Origin of the sequence: Granulosicoccus antarcticus IMCC3135 (genome assembly GCF_002215215.1) — a bacterium.
Classification (GTDB): Bacteria; Pseudomonadota; Gammaproteobacteria; order Granulosicoccales; family Granulosicoccaceae; genus Granulosicoccus; species Granulosicoccus antarcticus.
The window spans coordinates 2,291,950-2,315,909 of sequence record NZ_CP018632.1 but is presented as its reverse complement, the minus strand read 5'-3'; the positions used below and the strand labels follow the sequence as shown (position 1 = coordinate 2,315,909).

Below are 23,960 nucleotides of genomic sequence, written 5' to 3'. Positions count from 1 at the left end.
TTCGATGAGTATTATGTCGTCATCAGGCACAGATACAACAGTCGAATTCGTTCATTACTTCTATTGCATTGCGGCATAAACAAGATAACCGTTAGATCATCAGCCCTTTGGCACAGTGCTAAACCGCCTTTCGCATGGGCAATCGAGTTGTATTAGCCGTTTTTGATGGTGCGGTCGCATTTTCTGCGATTCATTTTGGTGCATATCTATGAAATCAATGAATTAGAGACAAAATGCGAAAGATGAATTGCCTGAAAGCACAAAATTATTATTGATTTAAAAGGGATCGAGTTAACGAATTTTAACAATTCAGCATTGCATATTTCGACTGTCAGACTTGCATTGCGATGCATTAAAGTCAAAAACCCGACATTACGGTGATTCCAGAGCAATTCAGATACGAGCACCAGCCATTTTTGATTGAAACCGGTGCTCGCTGAGGAGCTATTCCACGCTGACCCTATCATCCAGCGAGACGTTGAAAAACAGCGTCTCACCATTACTGCCATCCACACCATCGTTATCAGTCACCGCGTAGGCCGCACCTGCCGCATCAATAGTGAAACCCTCGATCTTATCCAGCACATAGCCATTAAATGCCTGCAGGTCCGGAACAAAGTCATGCACCAACCACTTTTCAACCACCGGCAACTGCGAGCCTAATGCCGCCGGCTTCAGCTCATCGAGTGCGACTCGGTACAAGCGCTTGATACGAGCGTCCTGCGCAATCTGATTATCCCGTTCCACGATATAGACAGCATCGCCATAGGTTGTTATTTCGGACAACCCAACCCAACCCTCATCAGCACTTTCAAGCGGATAGTGAACGGCTCCCCACGTCTCATTCTTCAGATCATAGGCCAACAGTTTCGTCATACCTTCTGGGTCATCACTCCAGCTGCGCTGAATGGCAATCCACAAGGTATCGCCAATTTGCGTGATTCCTTCACTGCCAAACCGTTTTTCTACCGCCAGCAATTCAGGAGGAAAAGATATCTGCTTCTGGATCTGCCCCTGCGCATTCACATGCAAAACAGCATGCGGAATCAGACGCTCCGTACGACCTTCCGAGGCCAGCCAAAAGCCACCCTGCCCATCACTGGCAACGCCTTCCAGGTCAAGTGATTGCGCAGCACTGCCATTGCGTGTGATCGTCGTCGCCTGGGTAATGCGTGCGGGCTGAGTGCTTGCATCGATAGTCAGCAGTTGCGGCTGCATACCATAGAAGCTGTCATTAACCGCGTAGAGCAGACCAGGTACCACAGGATCTGCAGCCAGCCCCGACAAGGCACCCCAGGCAACCGGCTTACCATCGATTCTTCCCGACTCAATAGTGGGATAACTCGCCACGTTCTGATCCTGAGCATAGAGCATGACCTGTGAGCGCACCCCGCCATCAGCAACCAGATCCGCTTCATTGGCCACAGCGAGCAGGGATCGGGAAGGAATGGCTATGACACCTTCTGGTGCAACACCTGCGGGTAACAGCTGGATAAATTCAGGCTCGGCACCCGTATCCTTGTAGACAGCCACCATACCGGCACGCTCGGCCAGTACGAACAGATAGGTTTCACCATTGAAGCTTGCCACTTCCAACCCTTCAGGCTCCACCCCCTTGTTGCCACTGCGATTTTCCGGATAGTGACCTGCCTGCGCAATACGATATTCCAGATCAAGGCCGCTGTCGTACAACATCGCTCCGTGCTTGTCGAAAATACTGAAGCCTCTTGAACCACCCTGATAATCACCTTCGTTGGCGGTTACAAAACGCTCGTCATCCAGCCATTTGACCGCGTCCGGCTCTCGAACACGCCCCAGTTGCTGACCAGAAAATGTCAGCGCCCCTTCTTCCGCAACGTCGACATTGATCAGATCGACCGTACCGGCAGTAAAGTCGTTCAACAGCTTGCCGGTGTTCGCATCAATGACTGCCAGATGATTATTCTCCTGCAATGTGACAACCAATTCGTTGTTCTCATTGAAGTCTACGAATTCGGGCTCAGGGTCATCACTGCCAACCATATCAAGACCGGTCAGCTCGATACGCTTCAACCCCGCACAATCCATCGATCCCTTATCGCCCAGACTCAGCACACTCACAAAACCTGCTGGCAATTGCGGCAAAGCTCCATCGTTCAGCTCTTCATCACGTTCGTTCTCGATCGCAACGGCCACCAGAGACTTGTCGGATGACAAGGCTACTGAATCGGGCTGTCCACCCAGCTCGCATTCAGCCACTACCGACTGGGAGGAGATCTCAACCATGACCAGTTTTCCGGCAGGCTCTGCGTAACTGCTAGAGGTGTTTACCCCTACCAGAGCATAGGATCCGGCAACGACCACAGAGGTAGGCTCACCATCCAGAGACACAAAGCCTGCCGCCGCGGGTAGAGTCGGATCAGTAATGTCGATGAAACCGATACCTCCCAAGGGACTGTCACTGTAGATCAGCGTCATGCCATCATCAGAGGCGCTGATGATTTCAGCGGAGGTTTCAGTATCAGGGGCAACATCTACGGGCAGATTAGCAGCAACCGGAAAACTGGCAATGCGCCCGAAGTAGTCGGCGGCTATCACTGGCGAGACTGACGTTGCCAGAAGTATCCCACCTATCATGACTGACAGGCGCGTTCGAGTAGGAGTGGGAGGCATGGGCACGAATCCGTTTTAAAGCGAGGCTTGAAATAGAAACCTCAAGTAGAACGCGTGCGAATGACAGCAGAATGACAATGAAACGGGATCGGAATTTGCAACTCGGAAATTAAGATAGTATTTCCATGATCCACACCACTGCGGATGAGAACTTTACAGAGGCCGTATACGGCAGGATATCGAGTGAGCAGATTCTGTTCAGTGCTCTTTCTAGCCTGGCTTGTCGCAACAAGCCTGTCAGCCTGCGATAACAACACTGAGCTCTCGGGAAATAACCCATACGATCATCACCTGAGTTATGTTGCTCAGGGATGGGCGCAGAACAGTGTCAATGCGACCATCTTCCGCAAAAATTCCCTTGCAACGTATCAACAGCAGCAATACATCGCTTTCTACTCAGATGACAGCGAAGTCATGCTGGGCAAGCGGCCCCTAGGCACAGATGACTGGGAGGTGGCCGCAACCGGCTACTTCGGCAGAGCGACCGATGCGCATAACGGTATCAGTATCATGATCGATGGAACTGGCTATGTGCACATGGCTTGGGATCATCATGTTGACACTCTGCGTTATGCACGCTCGCTGGCTCCAGAGAGTCTGCAATTGGGCCCCATGATGGCCATGGTCGGCACGGACGAGATGGCAGTCACCTATCCCGAATTTCATCGCTTGCCCTCTGGGGACATTCTGTTTGCTTACCGAGATGGCAGTTCTGGCAACGGTCGACTTATTATCAACCAGTACGATCATGCCTTGATGCAGTGGAAGCGCATTCAGAGCAACCTGCTCGATGGTGAAGGGCAACGCAATGCCTATTGGCAAATTCATATCGGCTCAGACAGCACCATTCACCTGTCGTGGGTCTGGCGCGAAACCGGCGATGTTGCCACCAATCACGACATGCACTATGCCCGATCTGGCAACGGTGGCATTAGCTGGCAAAGCGCCACCGGGAACAACTACTCGCTTCCAATGACACAGCAGACAGTCGATCCAATCTGGCTCATTAGTCAGGGCAGCAATCTGATCAACCAGACATCGATAACAGCAGATAGCAATGGCACACCCTATATCGCGACCTATTACCGTGAAAGTCTCACAGCGTTCACTCAAGTCCATGTCATCTATCCAATCAGCAAGACAAGCTCGGGTGGAGAACCCCTTGAATGGACCAGTGAAACAGTCAGTAACAGGCAAATGGATTTTTCGCTATCCGGGGGCGGTTCCAAAAGCCTACCCATCAGCAGACCGCAGATTATTTCTGATTCACGAAACGGCGTCCACCGACTCCACATCATCTATCGAGATTCAGAATACGATGATCGCGCCATCATGGCCAGTAGCAATCTCACCACCGGTGCTACGTGGCAATACACTGTTTTGACTGATCAATCGGTGGACCGATGGGAACCCTCCTACGATACTGAACTCTGGAGACAACAATCCCGATTGCACCTCTATGTGCAAGCCGTAGGACAAATAGATGGCGAAGGCGTCGATACAGATCGACCTCCGAGTAACGTTCAGGTTCTGGAAGTCAGCTTGCCAGAGGTAGAGTAAGCTTCGATATCGGGCACTCGAGCGACCATTAGTCATTCATGACGTCAAAAAAACTATCATGCCTTTCCGGAGTCTGTCGGCATGTCCGCGTACTGGCAACCCAGCATATCTCGATAAGCATGCCAGGTTGCATGACCCAGCAAGGGACCCACCAACAGAAGCGGCCAATAGCCCAGAGCCAGTGACAAACCGACACCGCAGGCCACGATAGATGCCCAGAGGCATAGAGCCCAGGCATTGAGCCGGCAACACCTGAGACTGAATCGAACAGCCTGCGCGGCACTCACTGGCCGATCCAGCATCATCGGTATCGCAACCACACTGGCCATGAACACAACTATTGCCAGTGCCGCCCACAAGCTCAGCAAGAAAGCGGCGAACAGCATACCCGAGGGTTGGTGCAATGCTGCCATCAAGACTGTCGATAGCCACAACCAGGCAACCATGACCACACTCAGATAGAAAGCGAAACGCCCGACCGCTGCCGGATTTTTGCACCAGCTGAACATAGACAACCACAGATCAAGTTTTTCACCCTCTTGTATCTGTCGGGATAACTCATACAAGCCGATTGACAGAAATGGCCCTGTAAACATGAACGCGGCACTCAGCCCTATGGCGAATGCGGCGTTACCTTCGTGAGCGCTATCAATACCCAAGCCCATCAAGACGAAAAACAGTCCGTACAACAAACTCTGGTAACGACTGGCATGAATATCCATCGCCGCCTGTACAAGCCATTCGCTCGCAGCCAGCGTACGAACCCTGTTGACCGACATCGCGCTGCCTTTTTGCAGACCAGACTCTTGCGAAGATACCGGGGTTCGAGCTTCAGACGTTTTTTTTACGTATTCGTGGGTAACCATTCCGAATTCTCTGGCGAGCAAGCTCATTGGACTTTATCGAGAATGCACTGCTCCGCTGTTGAGAATTATCAACCCTGCACCTGATAGTTTAGAACAATGGCCTTACGTGTACTCTTTCAGTGCTTGGGGCCTGAGCGACGACCATGCTTGCGCTTGTCATACCAGGTACTGCAAAGCCGTTTTGAAAAAAGTGCGCCAGGGATCAGAACCAGCAGGGTTTGCAAGGCCAGTTGCATCGGGCTGTACCATTCGAGTTTGCGCACGGAGGTTACCACCGGCTCGATAGTCATGATTTCAAAACGCATCGCCCGTGCCCGCCCCCAACGTTTCAGAGCTCGCGACAGAAAGATCTCTTCACCTGCGTAGACCTTGTCGCTGAAGCCGCCAATGGCCTCGAAAGCCTCTCTTGTACAGAATATAAAACACCCTGCGGCCAGATTGGCAGTCCGGGATATGGCATTCCAGGCACTCATACCGCGCATGGCAGCCGTCGATATCGGTTTATCCGGAGCGATGGTCGACCCGCCTCCAACCACGGTGCCCGTCTGTAGTCGATCAAGCACATGGTTCAACAGTCTTTCGCTACACCGGGTATCTGCATCCAGGAAAATCAGCACCTCACCGCAGGCAGCTTGCGCCCCGCAGTTACGTGCACGGGCAATCTGATTAACGGGTTCAAACACAACCTTTGCACCATATGATTCTGCTATCTGTGCAGTGGCATCCGTGGAGTTGTTGTCAACAACAATCAGCTCTCCTCGATGGGCACTGTGTCTCTCCAGCTCTGCCAGGACGGACGTGACTGATTCCAGCGTTTGCGCGATGAAATCAGCCTCGTTCCAGGCAGGGATTATCAGAGAGAATTGCACAATCTCATGCCGAGTATTCACCGTCATCAGTGGTATGTCGTGATTCCTGCTTCACGATGGCCGCAACGGTAGTATCCAGATCCAGATGCCCGACCACCTTGCCATCATCGTCAACTACATTGACCGCCAGAGCATCCGAATCCGAAATACTGCGCGCCGCCGTTTCAAGATGATCCGATGCATTGACCTCTCCGACTGCATCCTGATGAGCGCCTGCACTCATTACGCTTTCAGTCAGAATAACTCGCCCTCGATTCACATCCTTGACGAAGTTCTGTATGTACTCATCAGCAGGTTCAAGAACGATATCCTGACCCGTACCCTCTTGAATAACTTCACCGTCACGCAAGATGGCGATGCGATCACCGAGCCGTAACGCCTCATCCACATCATGGGTAATGAAAACGATGGTCTTGCGAAGCTCACTCTGCAGATCCAGCAGAACCGATTGCATGTCCATTCTTATCAGCGGATCCAGTGCCGAGAAAGCCTCGTCCATCAACAGTAGTGGTGCATCGTTGGCCAGCGCCCGTGCCAGACCAACACGCTGCTGCATGCCACCTGACAACTGGTTGGGGAAATTATCCTCAAACCCGGACAGACCGACCCGATCGATCCAGCGTCGTGCCTCGGTTTCCTGCTTTTTACGTGGCACTCCCTGCACTTCCAACCCATACACCACGTTATTGATCACCGTGCGATGTGGCAACAAGGCGAACTTCTGGAACACCATGGCTGTTTGATGACGCCGAAAATCACGCAGTGCTTTCGTATTCATCTGGCAAACATCCTGTCCACCGACAATCACCTCGCCGACAGTAGGATCTATCAGACGATTGATGTGACGAATCAGGGTGGATTTACCCGAACCCGACAGACCCATCACTACCTGTATGGAACCGGCTTCCATGGACAGATTGATGTCCTTCAAGCCGAGTACATGCCCGTGTTTTTCCTGCAACTCCTGCTTGGACATGCCCTCCTTGACAGCATCCATGTACTTGCCGGGCTGCTTACCGAAGATCTTGTAAAGCCCGCGAATCTCTACACCTGAATCTTTCACTGTATCCGACGCCGATGTTTTAGTTCCCATGGACCACCTCGGAATGAGACTGCAGACGCTTACCGTAAGCCTGACTGACACGATCAAAAATGATAGCCACACCGACTATTGCCAAACCGTTGAACATACCCAGCGTGAAGTACTGATTGGCGATCGCCTGCAATACCGGCTGTCCCAAGCCTTTGACACCGATCATGGATGCAATGACCACCAGTGCCAGCGCCATCATGATTGTCTGGTTGATACCGGCCATGATGGTCGGCATGGCCAGCGGTATCTGTACGTTCTTCAACCTCTGCCAGGCAGATGAACCGAACGCATCTGCCGCCTCCAGCACTTCCTTGTCCACCATTCGAATACCCAGATTGGTCAATCGGATAATGGGCGGAATTGCGTAGATGACAACAGCGAGTAATCCTGGCACCTTGCCAATGCCCAACAGCATGACAACGGGAATCAGATAGACAAACCCCGGCATGGTTTGCATCACGTCAAGCACCGGGGTGACCATGGCTTGTAGTTTGTCCGATTTGGACATGGCAATACCGATGGGTATACCAAGCACTATCGAGACAAAGGTGGACACCAGCATGATGGAGATGGTGCGCATGGTGTTGTCCCACATATCAAAATAACCGATCAGGACCATGGTCATGAACGTCATCAGCGTGATTTTCCAGCTGCGACTGGCAAACCAGGCGATGGCCACAATGCCACACAGAATGAACGGCCACGGTGTATTCAATAGAAATTTTTCAGACCAGATCAGCATCTGCTTGATGGGCTCAAAAAAAGCTTCGACCGTTTCGCCATGCTCACGAGTCCAGGCGCGAAAGCCGCCATCGATGCTTTTTTTCAACGCACGCAGTGCGGTCTTGTCCATTGCAGGAAATTCGGTAAACCAGTCCACAGGTAGTTCCTCAGCAGTAGAAATGAGAAAGGCGACCTTAGCCGCCTTTCTGCTATTTAAAAATCAGAAAATCACAGAGATGCTTTGATCTTACCCATGGCTTCTTCAGAAACCCAGGCGCTCCAGATTTCTTCGTGATTTTCAAGGAAATACTGTGCAGCCTCTTCACCAGTGGCTTGATTGTCAACCATCCAGGCCAACAGCGTGTTGACAGTCGCATTATCCCAGCTGCGAGTACCTACATATTCCATCGCAACACCCGCTTTCTCGGCAAACTCTTTAGTCACAACACTGAACACTTCACTCTTGGCCCAGCCATTGACCTTCGGAGCTTCGCAATCCAGAACAGCCGTACAGGTATCCCACTCCTCCTTGTCGTGCTCACCCATATCGAGCTTGACCATGTCATAACGGCCAAGAATGGCAGTCGGTGACCAGTAGTAGCCCAACCAGCCTTCTTCACGCTCATTGGCTTTGGCAATGGAGCCATCCAGTCCCGCAGAAGAGCCAGTATCAACCAGTTCGAAGCCTTTATCTTCAGCGCCATAAGCACGGAAGAGATTGCCAGTGGTTATCTGACAGTTCCAGCCAGCCGGGCAGTTGTGAACTGCACCGATGGATTCATCTTCAGGCGCCGGGAACAGGTCAGGACGTGCCAGTGCGTCAGCCGGTGTCTTGATCTCAGGATGAGCATCGGCTACGAATTTAGGTATCCACCAGCCTTCTTCACCACCATCAGAAAGAACCTCTGCAGCGATAATCAACTTGCCTTCTGCAACGGCTGCGTCGAGGGGTTCTCGTACCGCATTAACCCACAACTCAGGAGCCAGATCCGGCTCGCCCTTCTCATTCATGGAGGTGAATGTCGGCATGGTGTCACCGGCGATGAGTTCAGCATTGCAGCCGTAACCTTCACTCAGAATAGTTTTGTCAATGGCAGCAACCAACTCGGCAGATGCCCAGTTCATGCTGGCAATGGTGACGTCACCGCATTCTTCTGCAGCATTCGCGTTTTGTCCTGCCATCAGACCTGCGGCAACTACCGCACTTGCCAGATATCGTGTTCTCAACATATTTTTCCTCGTTACTACTCGGATGAAATGTATTTTTGGATATATCGACGATCAGGGGCTTACGATACATGCCGCAAGCTCTTTAGTGCAGTGAACAAACATCAACTCTGCAGGAATAAGTGTCGTCTTCAGAACATAATCATACCAGAATGCGCCATATGACCTCTGAGTCAGACAAAATGTAAAAAGCCGACCCGTGTAACAGTCGTATTGACTGTTTCACGGGTCGGCTTTGGATAAAGCACATTTCACTAGTATTCCTCGACGAGTCGAGGAGTCACCAGCCAAGATGTTCGACTAGTAGCGGTAATGATCCGGCTTGTAAGGTCCGCTTGTCTCTAGCCCAAGGTAATCGCTTTGCTCGTTCGACAAGGTCGTCAGCTTGGCACCAATCTTTTGCAAGTGCAGTCGTGCAACCTTCTCGTCGAGAGCCTTTGGCAGTACATGCACATCGATGGAATAGTCAGCACTTCGCTCCCATAGTTCTATCTGCGCCAGCACCTGATTGGTGAAAGAAGCGGACATGACAAAACTGGGGTGACCTGTTGCACAACCCAGATTGACCAGTCGTCCTTCAGCCAGCAAGGTGATGCGCTTACCGTCAGGGAAGATCACCTGATCGACCTGAGGTTTGATGTTTTCCCACGTATATTGACGCAGACCAGCAACATCAATTTCATTGTCAAAGTGGCCAATGTTGCACACGATAGCTTCGTTCTTCATGCGCTTCATGTGCTCGTGCGTGACAACGTTCACGTTTCCGGTGCAAGTCACAACAATGTCGATCAAGTCAGCTACATCGTCCATGACAACAACACGGTAGCCTTCCATCGCAGCCTGCAAGGCACAGATAGGATCAACTTCGGTTACCCAGACAGTGGCACCCATACCACGGAACGCCTGCGCACAGCCCTTGCCCACATCGCCGTAACCAACCACGAGGGCAATCTTGCCTGCGATCATGACGTCGGTAGCGCGCTTGATACCATCAAGCAGTGACTCACGACAGCCATACAGGTTGTCGAATTTGGACTTGGTCACAGAATCGTTGACATTGATGGCTGGAACTTTCAACAGACCTTTCTTTGCCATTTCAACCAAACGGTGTACACCCGTCGTGGTCTCTTCAGACAGTCCTTTGACATCAGCCAGCAGTTCTGGGTAATCGTTGTGCATCATGACCGTCAGATCGCCACCGTCATCAAGAATCAGGTTTGGCACCCAGCCGTTGGGTCCTTTGATCGTCTGGTGGATACACCAATCAAATTCTTCGTCGTTCTCACCCTTCCAGGCAAATACGGGTACACCTGAAGCAGCAATTGCAGCAGCGGCGTGATCCTGAGTCGAGAAGATGTTGCACGAAGACCAGCGAACTTCAGCACCCAGAGCCGTCAGGGTTTCAATCAAAACCGCTGTCTGGATAGTCATATGCAGGCAACCTGCGATGCGGGCACCAGCCAATGGCTGCTTGCCGGCATATTCTTCGCGCAGCGCCATCAGGCCCGGCATTTCATGCTCAGCCATCCTGATTTCCTTGCGACCGTAGTCTGCGAGGCTGATATCGGCGACTTTATAGTCACCGCTTACGTCTTGTACAGATGCATTCATTATTGGGTATCTCGAAAAATGTTTATAAGAGGCTGACCTGTGACTCAGGCCAGTCCAGCGGCCTGGCGCAAGGCGTCGGCACGATCTGTTTTTTCCCAGGTAAAATCCGGGAGTTCACGACCGAAATGACCGTAGGCCGCAGTCTGTTGATAGATGGGACGAATCAGGTCCAGCATGGTCACGATGCCGTAAGGGCGCAGGTCGAAAATATCTTTGACGATGTCTTCGATACGTCGATCGTCAATCTTGCCAGTACCAAATGTTTCAATGCTGATGGAGGTCGGTTCGGCAACGCCAATGGCATAGGACACCTGGATCTCACACTTGTCAGCAAGGCCTGCTGCAACAATGTTCTTGGCAACATAGCGACCGGCATAGGCGGCAGAGCGGTCGACCTTGGAAGGATCTTTACCAGAAAATGCACCACCGCCGTGACGAGCCATACCACCGTAGGTATCAACGATGATCTTGCGCCCGGTCAGACCACAATCGCCGACAGGACCACCAATCACGAAAATGCCAGTCGGATTGATATGGATCTTGTCCTTGGGACAATTGTCCAACCAGTCGGCAGGCAGCACCGGCTTCAATATATGCTCCATCACCGCCTCACGAAGATCCGCCAGAGAGACATCCGGATCATGTTGAGTCGAGAGAACCAGCGCATCGATACCCACGGGCTTACCGTTCTGATAACGCAAAGTTACCTGACTCTTGGCATCCGGACGCAACCAGGACAATGTACCGTCGCGACGTACCTTTGATTGTTGTTCGACCAGGCGATGCGCGTAGGTTACGGGTGCAGGCATCAGCACATCGGTTTCATTATTGGCATAACCAAACATCAGGCCCTGATCACCAGCGCCCTGCTCTTCGGCGGTCTTGCGATCAACACCTCCAGCAATATCAGGAGATTGCTTGCCGATACCATTCAGTACAGCACAGGTCTCACCGTCAAAACCAACGGCCGAACGGTCATAACCGATATCGGTAACCGTTTTCCTGACCAGAGCTTCCAGATCGACATAGGCGCTGGTTGAAATTTCTCCGGCGATGATAACCAGACCGGTCTTTACCAGCGTCTCACAGGCTACTCGCGCACCCTTGTCCTGCTTGAGGATGGCATCCAGCACGGCATCAGATATCTGATCAGCCATCTTGTCCGGATGACCTTCGGATACTGACTCGGAAGTAAAGATATAGTCTTGCGCCATTGCACAGGCCTCAATAAGGTTGGATCGGTTCATTGTACCCATAAACACATAAGGATGTATTTATATGAGTATTTCCATAGCGGCAAACTTTGTGCTGAAATCGAGCTTTTCGGCCTTTGAAGCGGCTATTTATTGCAGCTCAATGGGTTACTCGGCGCCTGGAGCCTGTCAGGTTCTATCGAGTTTGCGATACCGCCACCATCGTGCTGCCACATAACAGAACGGCCGCACCGACCATCTGTAGCGGGGTCAGAGCTTGCCCAAGCACCAACCAGTTGATGAGAACGGCGGCAACCGGAAAGAACATCTCTGCGACCGCGCAAGCACGCGCTGGCAATCGTTTCATTCCCAGATAATAGAATCCCATACCGCCCACACCAGAAATCAGCACCATGACAGCGATGAGCACCAGGGTATTGAACTGCTTGTCGCCGCTGAGAAACTGCAGAGGCATATGCATGCCTGTCACTTCGGCAGGGTTCGCGAACAGCCAGGCGATTGGTGTCAGAACCAGAAACCCGACCAGGAATCGTCCTGCCATCAAGTCCGTAGTACTAAAACCCTTGTTACTCAATTGCTTGCCATAGACAGTTGCGGCCCCCCATCCCACCACGGCAATCAGGGTACAACCGTAGCCCAGTAACAGATCCTGTGTTTCCTGCCCTGACCAGTTAGCCGGGTTCAGCGCCGGCAGAAGATCACCCGCTGCAATCATCAGACTGCCTGCCAGACATACCGCCAGCCAAATCAGAAATTGCCGATCAACTCGCTCCTTGAGCAGCACGACGGCCAGGGATACCGCCACCAGCGGTTGCAGTTTTTGTATCAGGATGACAACAGAGGGGTTGATCAGAGAAAACGCGTTGGTAAAAGCGACAGTGCTCAGAGCCGAACCAATCCCTCCCACAACGACAAACGCCATGATGGTGCGCGAATCCAGCGCCTTGTTGCGCCACAAGGGCAGAACCCAGTAACTCATGACAAGCACGAGAAACAGATGCTCGAACCAGACAATGGACCATGGGCTTACGCCACTGAACAACAAGGGATAGCGGATTAGCGTATCCAGCGCCCAGAGGATACAGGCACTGAAAATCAGGAAAATTCCCGTCATGAATCAGATCCGGTCAGCTGGCACACCCGCAGGGGTCCCACTGCCATTAAGTAGTGATCGCCGTTACAGGCATGATGGCGTAGTGTAACTGCTCGGTAGTCTGGGCTGTGAGCCGTATACTGCGACCTGCGAAACGATATCGAGATACAGCGAAAAACATGGACTCATTGGTCGATCACCCCATTAGTCGCCGCTGGCCGGCCAAGAACCCCGAACTGCTACAGCTGTATTCCTACCCGACGCCAAATGGTGTGAAGGTTTCCATCGCATTGGAAGAGATGGGACTGGCCTATGAGGCGCATACGGTCAAAATCAGCGGTGAGCAACATACGCCCGAATTTCTGGCTCTCAATCCGAATAACAAGATACCTGCCATCATTGACCCGAACGGACCTGACGGGCAAGTAATCGCTCTATGGGAATCAGGCGCCATCTTGTTATATCTGGCCGAGAAGAGTGGCCAGCTGCTACCAAGAGATGCGCGTGCACGGGCGCAGACGCAACAATGGCTGATGTTCCAGATGGGAGGCCTGGGCCCCACGTTCGGTAAATACGGCTATTTCAAGAAATTTGCAGGCAAGGACATTGAAGACCCTCGCCCCCGGCAACATTTCATTGACGAGTCTCGCCGCCTGCTCAATGTACTCGAGCAGCAACTGGACGGTCAGGACTACATACAGAGCGATGAATACACGATCGCGGATATTGCCATTTTCCCGTGGTTGCGCGCAGTTCGAGATGCCTACGGAGCCTTCGAAGACTTTCAGATGGCAAGTTACACCCACACCATGACATACCTTGATCGCTGCCTGGATAGACCCGCCGTCAAACGCGGTCTGGTAGTCCCTCCCACCGAGTAGTGGCAAGTGATATCGCAAAGCTTTGACTCTTACTTGAAAAAGTGTTCGGTCCAACCATGACAGGCTTCAGAAGTGTGCGGCGCAAACAACTTCTGTTGAGTATCGTACTGTGCAGCCTCAGCCTCTCATCCTGTCAAAGAGACTCATCTCCCAGCGAGGTGTCGGAAAAACCGGAAAACCTGACAGGTAGTAATCTCAACGCGACAGCCAAACCGCGCGCCAGCCGGTTTGGCCTACGAGCGCGTGTCAGCTACGACGACATAGAGGCCATCGCGGCAGAACAACTACCAGCCAGCTACCCCGTTGCAGGCGACCGGCGAGTCTGCAAACGAATTATCGGTATCAAAGCCTGTGGAACCGCGCAGTGGAATCTGATCGTGTCCCGAACCGCTCCCATCGCAATCAGCGGGCAACAACAGCTCATCACGGTATCTGCCCCTATCCGTTTCGATGGCAAAGTGGGAATTCGCGGCTCAATGGCAAGCGCACTGGGCTTATCGGCACTGGATGTCCAGGGCGAGGTGATGACAACCATTCGCATGGGCTTGAACATGCGCGACGACTGGTGCCCTGTCATCGAAGCAGTCGTAGATTACCAATGGGTTCAAAAGCCGGTGGCCCTCTGGCGCGGCAAAATGGATTTTGACCTTGAAAACATCGTCAACGATGCGCTGGACAAGCAACTGGCAACACTGGAGCCCAGGCTCAACGAGGCAATAGACTGCGAAAAATTTCGTGAACAGCTTGGCAGCTACTGGCGCAGCTACACCTTTGCCCTGGACATACCGGCTCCTGATGACAGCGCTACTCCGCAGCAGCTTCATCTGAACATCGTGCCTTCCGGATTTGCCTTTTCCGGCATCCATACCGAACCCGACAAATTTGGCGTCAGCTTTGAAGTTGATGGCACCACCGTTGTGGACAGCGAGCCGCTGCAAATCGAACCACTCCCCTTGCCCGCCTTACGCGAGGTGGCCTTTCAAGCCAGCAGGACAGATTTCGACCTGCTTTTACGAGCAGGTTACACGCAGCTTGAAGCAGCCATAGGGCCAAGACTTATCGACCGCAGTTTCAGCTCAGAGTCTGCTGCTGGAAAGGTCACCGTGCAGATAGACAGTATCAAACTCTCAGGCAGCACCGCAGGCGTTACAGTCACGCTGGGTTTTACAGCTCAACTACCCGGCAGCCGGCGTGATACCCATGGCATCATCTATCTGAATGCCAGACCCGTGGTAGATGCTGCTGACGAACGGTTGCGCCTGGAAAACATTCAACTTTCCAAAGTCCTGGATTCGACCTTGTGGAATCTTGTCAGCAGCATTTTTGAAGGTCAGATAATTGCAGCCATCGAGCGCGGATCGATAGTGGACCTATCCAGCCACACGCGTAAACTTGAAGAGCGCTTGCAGCAACAACTCCAGGACCCGTCCCGCACAGGCGGAGTTACCGTTCGCGCTGAAAATCTTTCGATACGACTGCTCGACATATTCCCAGAGGCCGATTCACTGGCTGCACGCGCTCAAGTCAGTGCTGAACTGGATATCGATATACCATTGACAGTCTTGAAAAAACCTCTCAAGTAAAACCGTACAGAAAAAGGATCACGACAGTGGCAAAGTCATTACAGGAACAACTACGTCAGGCAGGCATCGCCAGCCAGAAACAGGTCGTCTCGGCTCGCAAGGCCCAGAATACCAAGGAAAAAAAGCAGCGCAAAGGACAGGATGTAGTGGATGAAACCGCAGACCTTGTCAAACAGCGTGATGCAGAAACGCTAGCACGCGATAAGGCATTGAACGAAGAAAGAGACCGCGCAGCAGATCAGAAGGCGGTTCAGGCGCAGATTCAGCAGATTATCGAGCTCAACGCCATCGCTGAACGCGGTGACACGCAATTTGGCTTCGACCACGGTGGCGTCATCAAGTCACTGATGTTGCAATCTGATCATCGGCAAGCACTGATTCGTGGCGCACTGGCCATTGTCGGCAAACAGGATCAGCTGAGTATCGTCCCCAGACAGGCGGCCGAAAAAATTGCAGAGCGTGATGAGAGCTGGTTGGTCGTACTCAACACCCGGGATGAAAATGCACCGGATGCCGACGACGAATATGCCGGCTACGAAGTACCTGATGACCTCATGTGGTGATCATCATGGATTGCCTGCCCGGATATCTCTATCCGGGCAATACCGGCTCTACTTCTTGTAGGCTGGCAATTCAATTACATAGGCGTTGACCGAACCCGAGTCATACCAGTCCGAACCGAAAACGATGCGTGTACCACTGGGGCTGATGGTGGCATGAGGCTCGCCGAAATACGCCTTGTAGCCGCCTCGTTTGGCCTGTTTTCCAAAGGAGCGATGATGCGCCAGCCGGCAGACCACCTCATTGTCAGGATCGGTGTTGGCCAGATAGATTTCTGACAACAATGCCGGTGCCTTACGCTTGTTACTGAAATACTCGAACGAGTCATAGCCGATACTGGACATCGCTATCCAGCCCGGATTCTTGAATGCCTGTGCAGAAACATGCGTGCCGGAGGTTGTGTAAGGATACCCCTTGGCCTCATTGATGACCGAGTGACAGCTACCGGTCTCCATATTGTGGACGACCAGATGTCCGACACCTTGCCAGATATCGTCATCACAGCCGTTGGGCGAAGGATCGAACACAGCCTGAAAGACCGCATCTTGCCCATCGTGGGTCAATCCGATGTTGGCATGTTCGTGATATCGATACATATCCTGTTTCAACGCCACTGTCTTCAGATCAGGCTCCAGTACCTTGCCCTGCAACCAGAAACGCTCGCCAGAAGGTCCGGGAATAGGCGCTGACCATGGCTCCCAGCCCTGCTTCTTGCCTAGCGGCGCTTGAATGACCTCATCGGTACTCAGGCGATAACTGAACATATAGAACTCGTCGTCGCTTTTACGACAGCGAAAACCGAACAAATCATCATCCAGTGACTGCATCTGCGCATCGTTGCCGCCAGTGGGAAGCCCACGCTTGCCGCAAATATTGCTGAAATCCTTGATTTTGTAGGATTTATTGTCTTTCACGCTGTAGCGCTTGAAGTGACCGTAGTCCCCTGAGTATTTGCTCACATAATAGAAGGTGTCAGGATCTGTATGACTCCAGAACACTTCTTCCAGATCAGAAGGCACGATGTCCAGAACTCTGATTTGTTCGTAGGTCTTGCCATCGTAGAGCACATGAGCTGAGTCCTCGCCGCCCCGATAAAGCATCAGGATGGATTCGTCTGCATTCCAGGCCTGCATCGAGCTATAGGTCGGCTTGAAAACTCCCCCCTCACGAGCGTCCGTAATGCGGATGACCTTGCTACCAAAGGCCGGATCCTTGTAGTACCTCATGAACGGAGGCTTTGCAACAGCCGGGATCACGACCCGTTCCGTGCCAGTGAACATACCTTCGCAAAGGTTGTCAGAATCTGCAGCCTGCGCGGCACCAGCCAGAAGCGATGTCGTCAGCAGCAATGCGATGGAGAAGTGTTGCATTCGTATACCTGGGATGTGAGCGGCGCGTCACCGCGCCGCCAGAGGCCGTACTCTATCTGTCAGCTGAAATCAGAACGGGATTTCGGTGTCAAATTCATCATTGCCAGCCGGAGCCGTAGAAGGGTTAGCGGCAGGCTGGTTTGGAGACTGAGTTGGCGGCGCTGCACGAGACGACGACTGCTGGTTGTAATTATCTCCACCACCACCGCCGCCATCTGTTCTTCCGCCCAGCAACTGCATGTCTCTTGCAATGATCTGAGTGGAGTAACGATCTTCACCGGTTGTTTTATCCTGATATTTATCAGTACGGATGGAACCTTCGATATAGACCTGAGATCCTTTTTTCAGATACTCACCGGCGATTTCACCCATACGGTTGAACAATGTGACCCTATGCCACTCCGTTCGTTCCTGCTTTTGTCCGGATGTCTTGTCAGTCCACTGTTCTGAGGTCGCAATACTGATGTTGGTCACAGCACCGCCATTGGGCATGTAACGTACCTCGGGATCTGAGCCGAGATTGCCGACCAGAATGACTTTATTCACGCCGCGAGCCATATACTTTCCCCTTTTATTTATTAATATCAGTACGTTATACGCCAACTTAGAAGGGCGCACTACAGATTCATCGCACTATACCGTTTTTATAAACAGTTGTCTGAATGACGGGTGTGACCTTGCTACTACTGACACGTGCCATACAATCCTCCACTTCAGCCTCTAGTTCTTTCAGGATCACATTATCGCTTTCACGTGATTCGAATCGGCGCACTGTCTTACTTACCTCGTCCAATGCCCCTGATGTTAACAAATCAACGATTTTCGCCAGCAAATATATGTCGGATTCATAGCTAGATCTTGCCGTGCTGTCGTGACTAGCCCTACGAAGCGCCTCTTGTAACCTAGCTTCTTGAGACACAATTGTGTCCACGAGTCGACTGTTCTCGGATCGGAGTTCACCCATCGCTCGCTTGAGTCGAACAACAGAATCACTGCGGGTAACTCGTCTTGTTTTCTTGCGCCGACCTTCGATAATTGCTTCAATCTTCCTGTTTAATTCTGGATGGACTAATTGACCATTCTTTTTCGAATACAGTGTCGACTTTCCAACTGACCGACCGTTCTTGAAACGCGCATTTTCGATCACCGCTATTTTTGTAATCGGATTGCTACTCTCTACTAAACGATTCAGCGATTCAAGGATGGCGCTCTCGAACCTGTCAGTTCTCTTCGCCATGATCCTCCTCCATACCCACAGCTTCGTCAATCCAACCTAATACTGTCTCAGCGCGCTCTATCGCAGCTTTTGAAGCTTCGCGTAAGATCGGTATTGTTGCTGCGTCAAATACTGCGACATGAGCATCTAACCGGACCTGCCAGTGCTTGCGATTGCTGGGCCGCACTCCAAAATTTGCACACTCAACACAATAAATGTCATCCCGTCTTGCGTAATTTGGTCCGAGTCCGTCCGTCGAGCATCGCGCTCTAGCACCACGCTTCTTAGACATAATGCAGTACCCATCGGCTTGCGGCACAATCCGATACTCATGCCGTTCAATTAGTTCTTCAACAATACCCTGTACCAATTCAGGGGCAACGACAGAAACATTTGATTGTATCAATCGCCTATACCGTCGAAGTGACTTAGACACTCCTCCTACCATAAGATCTCTTCCAGTCAATGCTCTTTCCATAACTGAGTACGCAAGCTTCTGCTGCTGCTCTGGAAAAAATTTCCAAACGTCCTCATCCTCTGTATACCTACGCGTATATATAGGATTACTGTGATTAAGCAATTGGGAAAGCCAATACATATCACCGATCTCGAAACGCCATGTCCATAGCATTGAGAACGCTCGACGAAACATATGAGGCCTTAACGTCACATCGATCTGCGCATTTTTTGCTACAAGATCGAGCAATCGGTACATGCTAGTACCAGGTAATTCTATGCTAGGATTTTTGTTTGCGGTTCGTTGGACTGGAAGAACGATAAGAAGTAGATCGCCATTGTAGTCCTCGCGAGTCTTAAGTGTCAGCGACAAAATCAGCTGTAACGCTTTTTCTACCTGTGGATCAATGGCTGTAGAAGTTGGAGTTCCGACTATTGAAGGTGAGGTCTTGCGGACAGTACCTGAAAGGTCTTGACAACTATCACCCAGAAGTGCATTCACATCAGTTCTTTTCAATGAACTCACTTGGTGCTTCCTATCTCCTAACAGCGCGAAGACAACTACGATGGCGGCCCCATAAGCTAATCGAACTTTATCAAAGAGTTCACGAGATGACCCTCCAGTTGCATTTCTAAATTCTCGCGATATTTTAGTTAACGATGATTTTCTGCCAACTTGCAGGCACCGATCCCTTATATTTAGATATGTATCAAGAGTATTGACAATATCATCACTGTTATTGACTACTCGCAGAGCAGACTCAAGGATTGCAAAAAACTCGTCAGGCTCAAGTGTGAGAGTGTGACCATTAGCGCGCCCTACACGCTTTGCTGCCGTTCTTAAAGATCCAGGTCGAACATAGGGACAGAAGGAAAGGCCTTCACCAATTTCGGCTTTGAATAAATAAAAGTTTTTGAAAACACCGAGACAACACTCAGCGTGAGATACCGATATATCACGCACCTGCAATGAGTCCTCATAAGCGTTTACGTCTGCTGGTTTAACTGATGATATATTTTCCTTGCGCCTTTCGTTTTGTAAATAAAAACACAGAGCCAGAACTACCCGTACCAACCTAGACAGACTAGTTGTACGAGACGTCCTAGTCTTGTCCGATTCCATTGAGTAGTAGGCAACGATCTTTGCATAATCTGTCCAATACAATGTCCGCCGCGACCTAAGAACTGTATTTTCAGGCCGTTTCCAACTGACATTCATTGATGATTTGTCATATCCGGGAAGATGGTCGCTCAAGTACCAGACGTCATCCACTAACTCACACTGACGGCCATCCGGACCAGTACCTAGCCATTCAGGTCGTCTAAAATTCGACAGCTTTCGAAGACCAGCAACAACGTCTATCGAATCAGGTTGTCTTTTTGTGCTCAACTTAACCATGGCAGCAATACCTCTCCGGTAAGTAAAATGGCTTCGTTCTTGTATCTTTCATCAACCATGTCGATAAGGGTTTGATATTCGATCAATTTCGGTTTCCAGAAATACTCCCATCGTTCAGGATTACTTACACTAAGGCTGTACTCCGCTAAACGTATGTGCTCTTCCAATGCAATCCATTCAGCCACAATGGAAGGGCTTTTCAGCACAACGCGCTTTGCATCGCACTCAAAGCACTGAGTGTGTTGGACGCAGCCATCACTTACAGGGTTGGAGCACACGTAACCTGATCCGGTTCGCCGAGTATCTACCGCCTCCTCAATTAAATATCGTTGAAACAGCAAATGCTTATTTTTCAGCATTGCTTGAGTTTCGAGACGATCAACGTAAACTTTCGTAGTTGATATGTTTTTGTGATTCAACCCAAGTCTAATTTTGTCTATTGATTCTCCACTCAACTTCTTTATCAAGGCATGCGTAGGGCGAAAATTCTCACCAGACGTACGGCCAACCAGTGGTAGAAGACACGGGAATTCCTTAGAAGCGATTCCTATGAATCGTTTCACCATGTTTACTGGCGTAGAAGGGTCTAAACCGCGAAGCTTTGTTTCGAGTCCTGAAAAAGTCGACCAATGAACCATCAAAGGGGCGCGTTCATTACTGAGCCATTTGGCCCCGCCAGGCATAAAGGGAAGTGTCTTCTCCAACTTCTCTGAAAGCGCACAAATTCCGACAATAGTAGGGTTATCTGTACGAAGACACTTCCGAGTAGGCGACCCTCGATACTTTCCAAAATAAACGTCAGTGAACTCATCATACTTCGACGGCCTGCACGAATCTATGTAGGAATACATTGCTGCTGAATCCACATTTAAGGAAAGTGAATCGTCAGAAAGCAGAAGTAAAAGAAACGGATCTAGTGTTTTTACAACAGGAAAAAACGCACCCTTCACTCGATTACTCGTCCAACCGTCGCGTCCTTTACACCAATCCGATATCCCAGCCGGCCACGCCTTCGTAGCTGGCAAGGAAAAACCAAAATGGGCATACAGAATCCTAAAGGCTGCCTCCAGTGTTTTATCATCCAAGCGTCGAAAATCGCATTCTCTGAGTTGTGCTAGATCCGTTTCTGACAGACTTTCAATAGCAACATATACCCGATTCCAGTCCTCAACTATTTGCTGCACCGAATTTACAGCGCGAAGTCGAAGCGACTGCATACAGTTAATTGAGAATTGAAGGGCCTGGGCCTGCTCAGCGTTAAGCCCCCGATCACTAATCGCATTGCGAAACGTGTCGTTGGATGAGTCATCCAGCGAAGCAATTTCTACTCGGCATAAATCGACAAAGTTCTTTTTAGGTTCTGATGTGGGAGTCCTGAAGTTCTGAGGTAAGTTCTCTTCAGGTAACACTCCAGCGGCAATCGCCGAACGGTGAAAGCCCATTGCTGTAGAGAAGATTTGGTATTTTGTATTAGGGGTAATGTTTTTTCTTCTATCTAACTCATTACGAAACGCCTTTGCGGAATCTGAAGAAACTTGAAGTCGATTTACAGCTACGAATCGCAAGTATTGCAAGACCGTATTAACTGTGCCCCTAGAATTTCGTTTTCCTCGAACATAGATGGATAGCTCTCGAATAATCTCGGTAGAGTTTTCAACAGAATCGAACCAACCTGCTTCAACTAATCCTTTCTTCCCAAGATCGATTACTAGTCCAGCACGTGGTGCGATATCAACTACGGAAGCCTTCTTTGGCACTGCCAATTTTTTGCGAATAATCTTATTCATTGCCATCAAACTTTTTATTGTAACGATCTTGCAGATAAGGCCCCATCGCATCCTCCGAACTGTGTCTGGTAACTTGTCTGGCTATAGCTTCCGCCCTAGGGATGCCCTCTTCATCAAGTTTCCGCAATATCGTAGTCACGAAATTGTGCCTCAATCCATGGAGCCATACCCTTTGCTCTTCCGTAAGCTCCTTGGCTTCTACTGCTGCTCGAAATGCTCCTCTCACGCTGTTCGAAAGTGATCGCGGATTCACCCCCCCCCCCAGTCCATCAGATATAAATATGTAACTTGGATCTACGTAGTTTCTATTATTTTTCTGAGCTCGCAGTAAGTGTCGTTTCACTACAATTTTTCGAACGCCATTTATGTACTGCCACGTTTTTTTTACGAGCAAGGGGCTCAGGGGAACTCGCCAGTGTTTACCTCCTTTACTCACAATAATATTTATGTACAGGTTTTCCTCCAACAACAGCGCTCTCTCTGCGGACTCCTCGTCCGGCAACTGCTGGATAGTTAGGCTACAAATTTCCATTGCCCTCAGCCCTAATGAGGCTCCCCAATCGATCATCAACTCGAACCTTTCGGAAAGATCGCTTCTTTTAGGCCCGTAGGGCTTGATAGCTCTTATCCAATCAGCTCGCGGAGTTGCGACAACCTTTTCACCTGAGGCTCTGTTCTTAATCAACCAGTGTTTGATGCCGCGCGTTCTCACCGATATCCGAACTGGATATTTTTTATTATCACCGACTACGCCCTTGATGTAACCGTTCGACTCCAACCAGTAGAGGAAAACTATTACTGTACGCAGCACTTGTGATGCGTAGTTGTTCGTGTTTTGTTTGCGTTTTCCGACACCTCTAGCTAATATTTCATTTCGATAGGCCTCGAGCCAAGGGTCATCAATTTCACTAATCTCTATGCCGTCCACTTCCATCTGAGAAATGAAATCCACCAAGTGTGACCCATATGTGCCTATCGAACTGAACGCAGCACCTTCGCGACGTAGATCAAAGAAGTGCTCCAAAGACATCCAGTGCACACTTTTCGTAGACGTAAGAATCAGTGGGAATCGCTCTACCAATAGATTGTTGATCCTTGCATTTTTTGTATATCTAATTTCCGCCATACTTATCAAGTGCTCTAATACTGCCAAGCCAAAACGGCTGAAAACGGTCAATTGATGGAAATCTGCATAACTCAAAGAGCGCCGTCAGACATGCCAGAAGGTAAACGCAGCCGTAAGCAACCGTATTCTCTGCCATATAGGAAACACTGCTCTAGGCACCCATTACGCTAGCTTCTACTGATGATGCAATACTGCAGTTTAATACCTTCGGGAAAATTGGTAGGATATTTACTATCATCGAGCGGGTCATATATTATTATTCGCAGTCGCGTAGGTCTTTGCCGAGGGCAACTCGAAATTGCAGTTATCGTCTAGAGGATCATCACTAGTGCGGCGTTCTGGACTGCGAAGTTAGGAGATATCTTCTCCGTAGACCTAAATATCAGTTCACGAAGTTTTTCAAGATATTAGAGAACAGCGGCCACTTGGCCAACATTCCAAAAGAAGGGTATGCCGATATAATCCGTCTCTTCCTTAGCCTGAGATAAAACTGCAAAATGCCTATATGCGCTGATTTCAGACAATAGCAATCTGCTTTTAACTCTAAATTTCCATATCTCATATATTGGTGAGAATAGGAGTAGTGTTTACAGATCGCGCTGGCATTACGAAGATGCAGATTGAACTTTCCGGTTATTGGATATCTGGCAATATATATTTAAAATATATACAT

19 protein-coding genes are annotated in these 23,960 nt (G+C 50.4%); 4 read left to right on the top strand and 15 right to left on the bottom strand.

What is annotated here, in order from left to right; genetic code table 11:
• Positions 1-444: 444 nt before the first annotated feature.
• A complete protein-coding gene (locus IMCC3135_RS10070) occupies positions 445-2,652 on the bottom strand; it encodes an esterase-like activity of phytase family protein (protein WP_169727436.1) in 2,208 nt (735 codons plus the stop codon).
• A gap of 183 nt (positions 2,653-2,835) precedes the next feature.
• Between IMCC3135_RS10070 and IMCC3135_RS10065 the strand changes: the two genes are divergently transcribed.
• Positions 2,836-4,212 (top strand): BNR repeat-containing protein, encoded by a 1,377-nt coding sequence (locus IMCC3135_RS10065; RefSeq protein ID WP_157735899.1) that lies wholly within the window; start codon positions 2,836-2,838, stop codon positions 4,210-4,212.
• A gap of 56 nt (positions 4,213-4,268) precedes the next feature.
• Here IMCC3135_RS10065 and IMCC3135_RS10060 read toward each other — a convergent pair whose 3' ends face one another.
• The 8 genes from IMCC3135_RS10060 to IMCC3135_RS10025 form a co-directional block, all read right to left on the bottom strand.
• The gene (locus tag IMCC3135_RS10060; protein WP_088917482.1) at positions 4,269-5,105 is read right to left on the bottom strand and encodes a DUF2189 domain-containing protein; all 837 of its coding nucleotides are present in this window, start codon (positions 5,103-5,105) and stop codon (positions 4,269-4,271) included.
• 89 nt (positions 5,106-5,194) lie between these two features.
• Complete coding sequence (locus tag IMCC3135_RS10055) at positions 5,195-5,974, bottom strand: glycosyltransferase (protein ID WP_088917481.1); 780 nt, start codon at positions 5,972-5,974, stop codon at positions 5,195-5,197.
• Positions 5,952-7,040 carry a quaternary amine ABC transporter ATP-binding protein gene (locus tag IMCC3135_RS10050; RefSeq protein WP_088917480.1) on the bottom strand — a complete coding sequence of 363 codons (1,089 nt, stop codon included), beginning with the start codon at positions 7,038-7,040 and terminating at the stop codon, positions 5,952-5,954. The genes IMCC3135_RS10055 and IMCC3135_RS10050 overlap by 23 nt, the downstream gene beginning before the upstream one ends.
• On the bottom strand, positions 7,030-7,920 hold the full coding sequence (locus IMCC3135_RS10045) for an ABC transporter permease (protein WP_088917479.1): 891 nt from the start codon (positions 7,918-7,920) through the stop codon (positions 7,030-7,032). Before IMCC3135_RS10045 ends, IMCC3135_RS10050 begins: the two co-directional genes overlap by 11 nt.
• A 71-nt stretch (positions 7,921-7,991) precedes the next feature.
• Positions 7,992-8,993: an ABC transporter substrate-binding protein gene (locus IMCC3135_RS10040; protein WP_088917478.1), complete on the bottom strand. Its 1,002-nt coding sequence runs from the start codon at positions 8,991-8,993 to the stop codon at positions 7,992-7,994.
• A gap of 297 nt (positions 8,994-9,290) precedes the next feature.
• Entirely contained in the window at positions 9,291-10,601 is a 1,311-nt protein-coding gene (ahcY, locus tag IMCC3135_RS10035) for an adenosylhomocysteinase (protein ID WP_088917477.1), read from the bottom strand.
• Between the two features lie 44 nt (positions 10,602-10,645).
• Positions 10,646-11,815, bottom strand: coding sequence for a methionine adenosyltransferase (gene metK, locus IMCC3135_RS10030; protein WP_088921784.1), 1,170 nt, complete (start codon positions 11,813-11,815; stop codon positions 10,646-10,648).
• A gap of 175 nt (positions 11,816-11,990) precedes the next feature.
• Positions 11,991-12,929, bottom strand: coding sequence for a DMT family transporter (locus tag IMCC3135_RS10025; RefSeq protein WP_088917476.1), 939 nt, complete (start codon positions 12,927-12,929; stop codon positions 11,991-11,993).
• Positions 12,930-13,087: 158 nt separating this feature from the next.
• On the opposite strand from IMCC3135_RS10025, the gene IMCC3135_RS10020 reads away from it, so the two are divergent.
• From IMCC3135_RS10020 to IMCC3135_RS10010, 3 genes are read left to right on the top strand one after another with little or no spacing between them, the layout of a single operon-like run.
• Positions 13,088-13,789, top strand: coding sequence for a glutathione S-transferase N-terminal domain-containing protein (locus tag IMCC3135_RS10020; RefSeq protein ID WP_088921783.1), 702 nt, complete (start codon positions 13,088-13,090; stop codon positions 13,787-13,789).
• 56 nt (positions 13,790-13,845) lie between these two features.
• Positions 13,846-15,372 (top strand): DUF4403 family protein, encoded by a 1,527-nt coding sequence (locus IMCC3135_RS10015; RefSeq protein ID WP_088917475.1) that lies wholly within the window; start codon positions 13,846-13,848, stop codon positions 15,370-15,372.
• 26 nt (positions 15,373-15,398) lie between these two features.
• Complete coding sequence (locus IMCC3135_RS10010) at positions 15,399-15,935, top strand: DUF2058 domain-containing protein (protein ID WP_157735898.1); 537 nt, start codon at positions 15,399-15,401, stop codon at positions 15,933-15,935.
• Between the two features lie 48 nt (positions 15,936-15,983).
• Here IMCC3135_RS10010 and IMCC3135_RS10005 read toward each other — a convergent pair whose 3' ends face one another.
• The 6 genes from IMCC3135_RS10005 to IMCC3135_RS09980 form a co-directional block, all read right to left on the bottom strand.
• Positions 15,984-17,303 (bottom strand): hypothetical protein, encoded by a 1,320-nt coding sequence (locus IMCC3135_RS10005; protein ID WP_088917473.1) that lies wholly within the window; start codon positions 17,301-17,303, stop codon positions 15,984-15,986.
• Between the two features lie 69 nt (positions 17,304-17,372).
• A complete protein-coding gene (gene ssb, locus IMCC3135_RS10000) occupies positions 17,373-17,861 on the bottom strand; it encodes a single-stranded DNA-binding protein (RefSeq protein WP_088917472.1) in 489 nt (162 codons plus the stop codon).
• Positions 17,862-17,928: 67 nt separating this feature from the next.
• Entirely contained in the window at positions 17,929-18,540 is a 612-nt protein-coding gene (locus IMCC3135_RS09995) for a hypothetical protein (protein WP_088917471.1), read from the bottom strand.
• Positions 18,524-20,374: a site-specific integrase gene (locus IMCC3135_RS09990; protein ID WP_157735897.1), complete on the bottom strand. Its 1,851-nt coding sequence runs from the start codon at positions 20,372-20,374 to the stop codon at positions 18,524-18,526. The genes IMCC3135_RS09995 and IMCC3135_RS09990 overlap by 17 nt, the downstream gene beginning before the upstream one ends.
• A complete protein-coding gene (locus IMCC3135_RS09985; protein WP_157735896.1) occupies positions 20,362-22,161 on the bottom strand; it encodes a hypothetical protein in 1,800 nt (599 codons plus the stop codon). Before IMCC3135_RS09985 ends, IMCC3135_RS09990 begins: the two co-directional genes overlap by 13 nt.
• Positions 22,154-23,362, bottom strand: coding sequence for a tyrosine-type recombinase/integrase (locus IMCC3135_RS09980; RefSeq protein ID WP_157735895.1), 1,209 nt, complete (start codon positions 23,360-23,362; stop codon positions 22,154-22,156). The genes IMCC3135_RS09985 and IMCC3135_RS09980 overlap by 8 nt, the downstream gene beginning before the upstream one ends.
• Positions 23,363-23,960 lie beyond the last annotated feature (598 nt).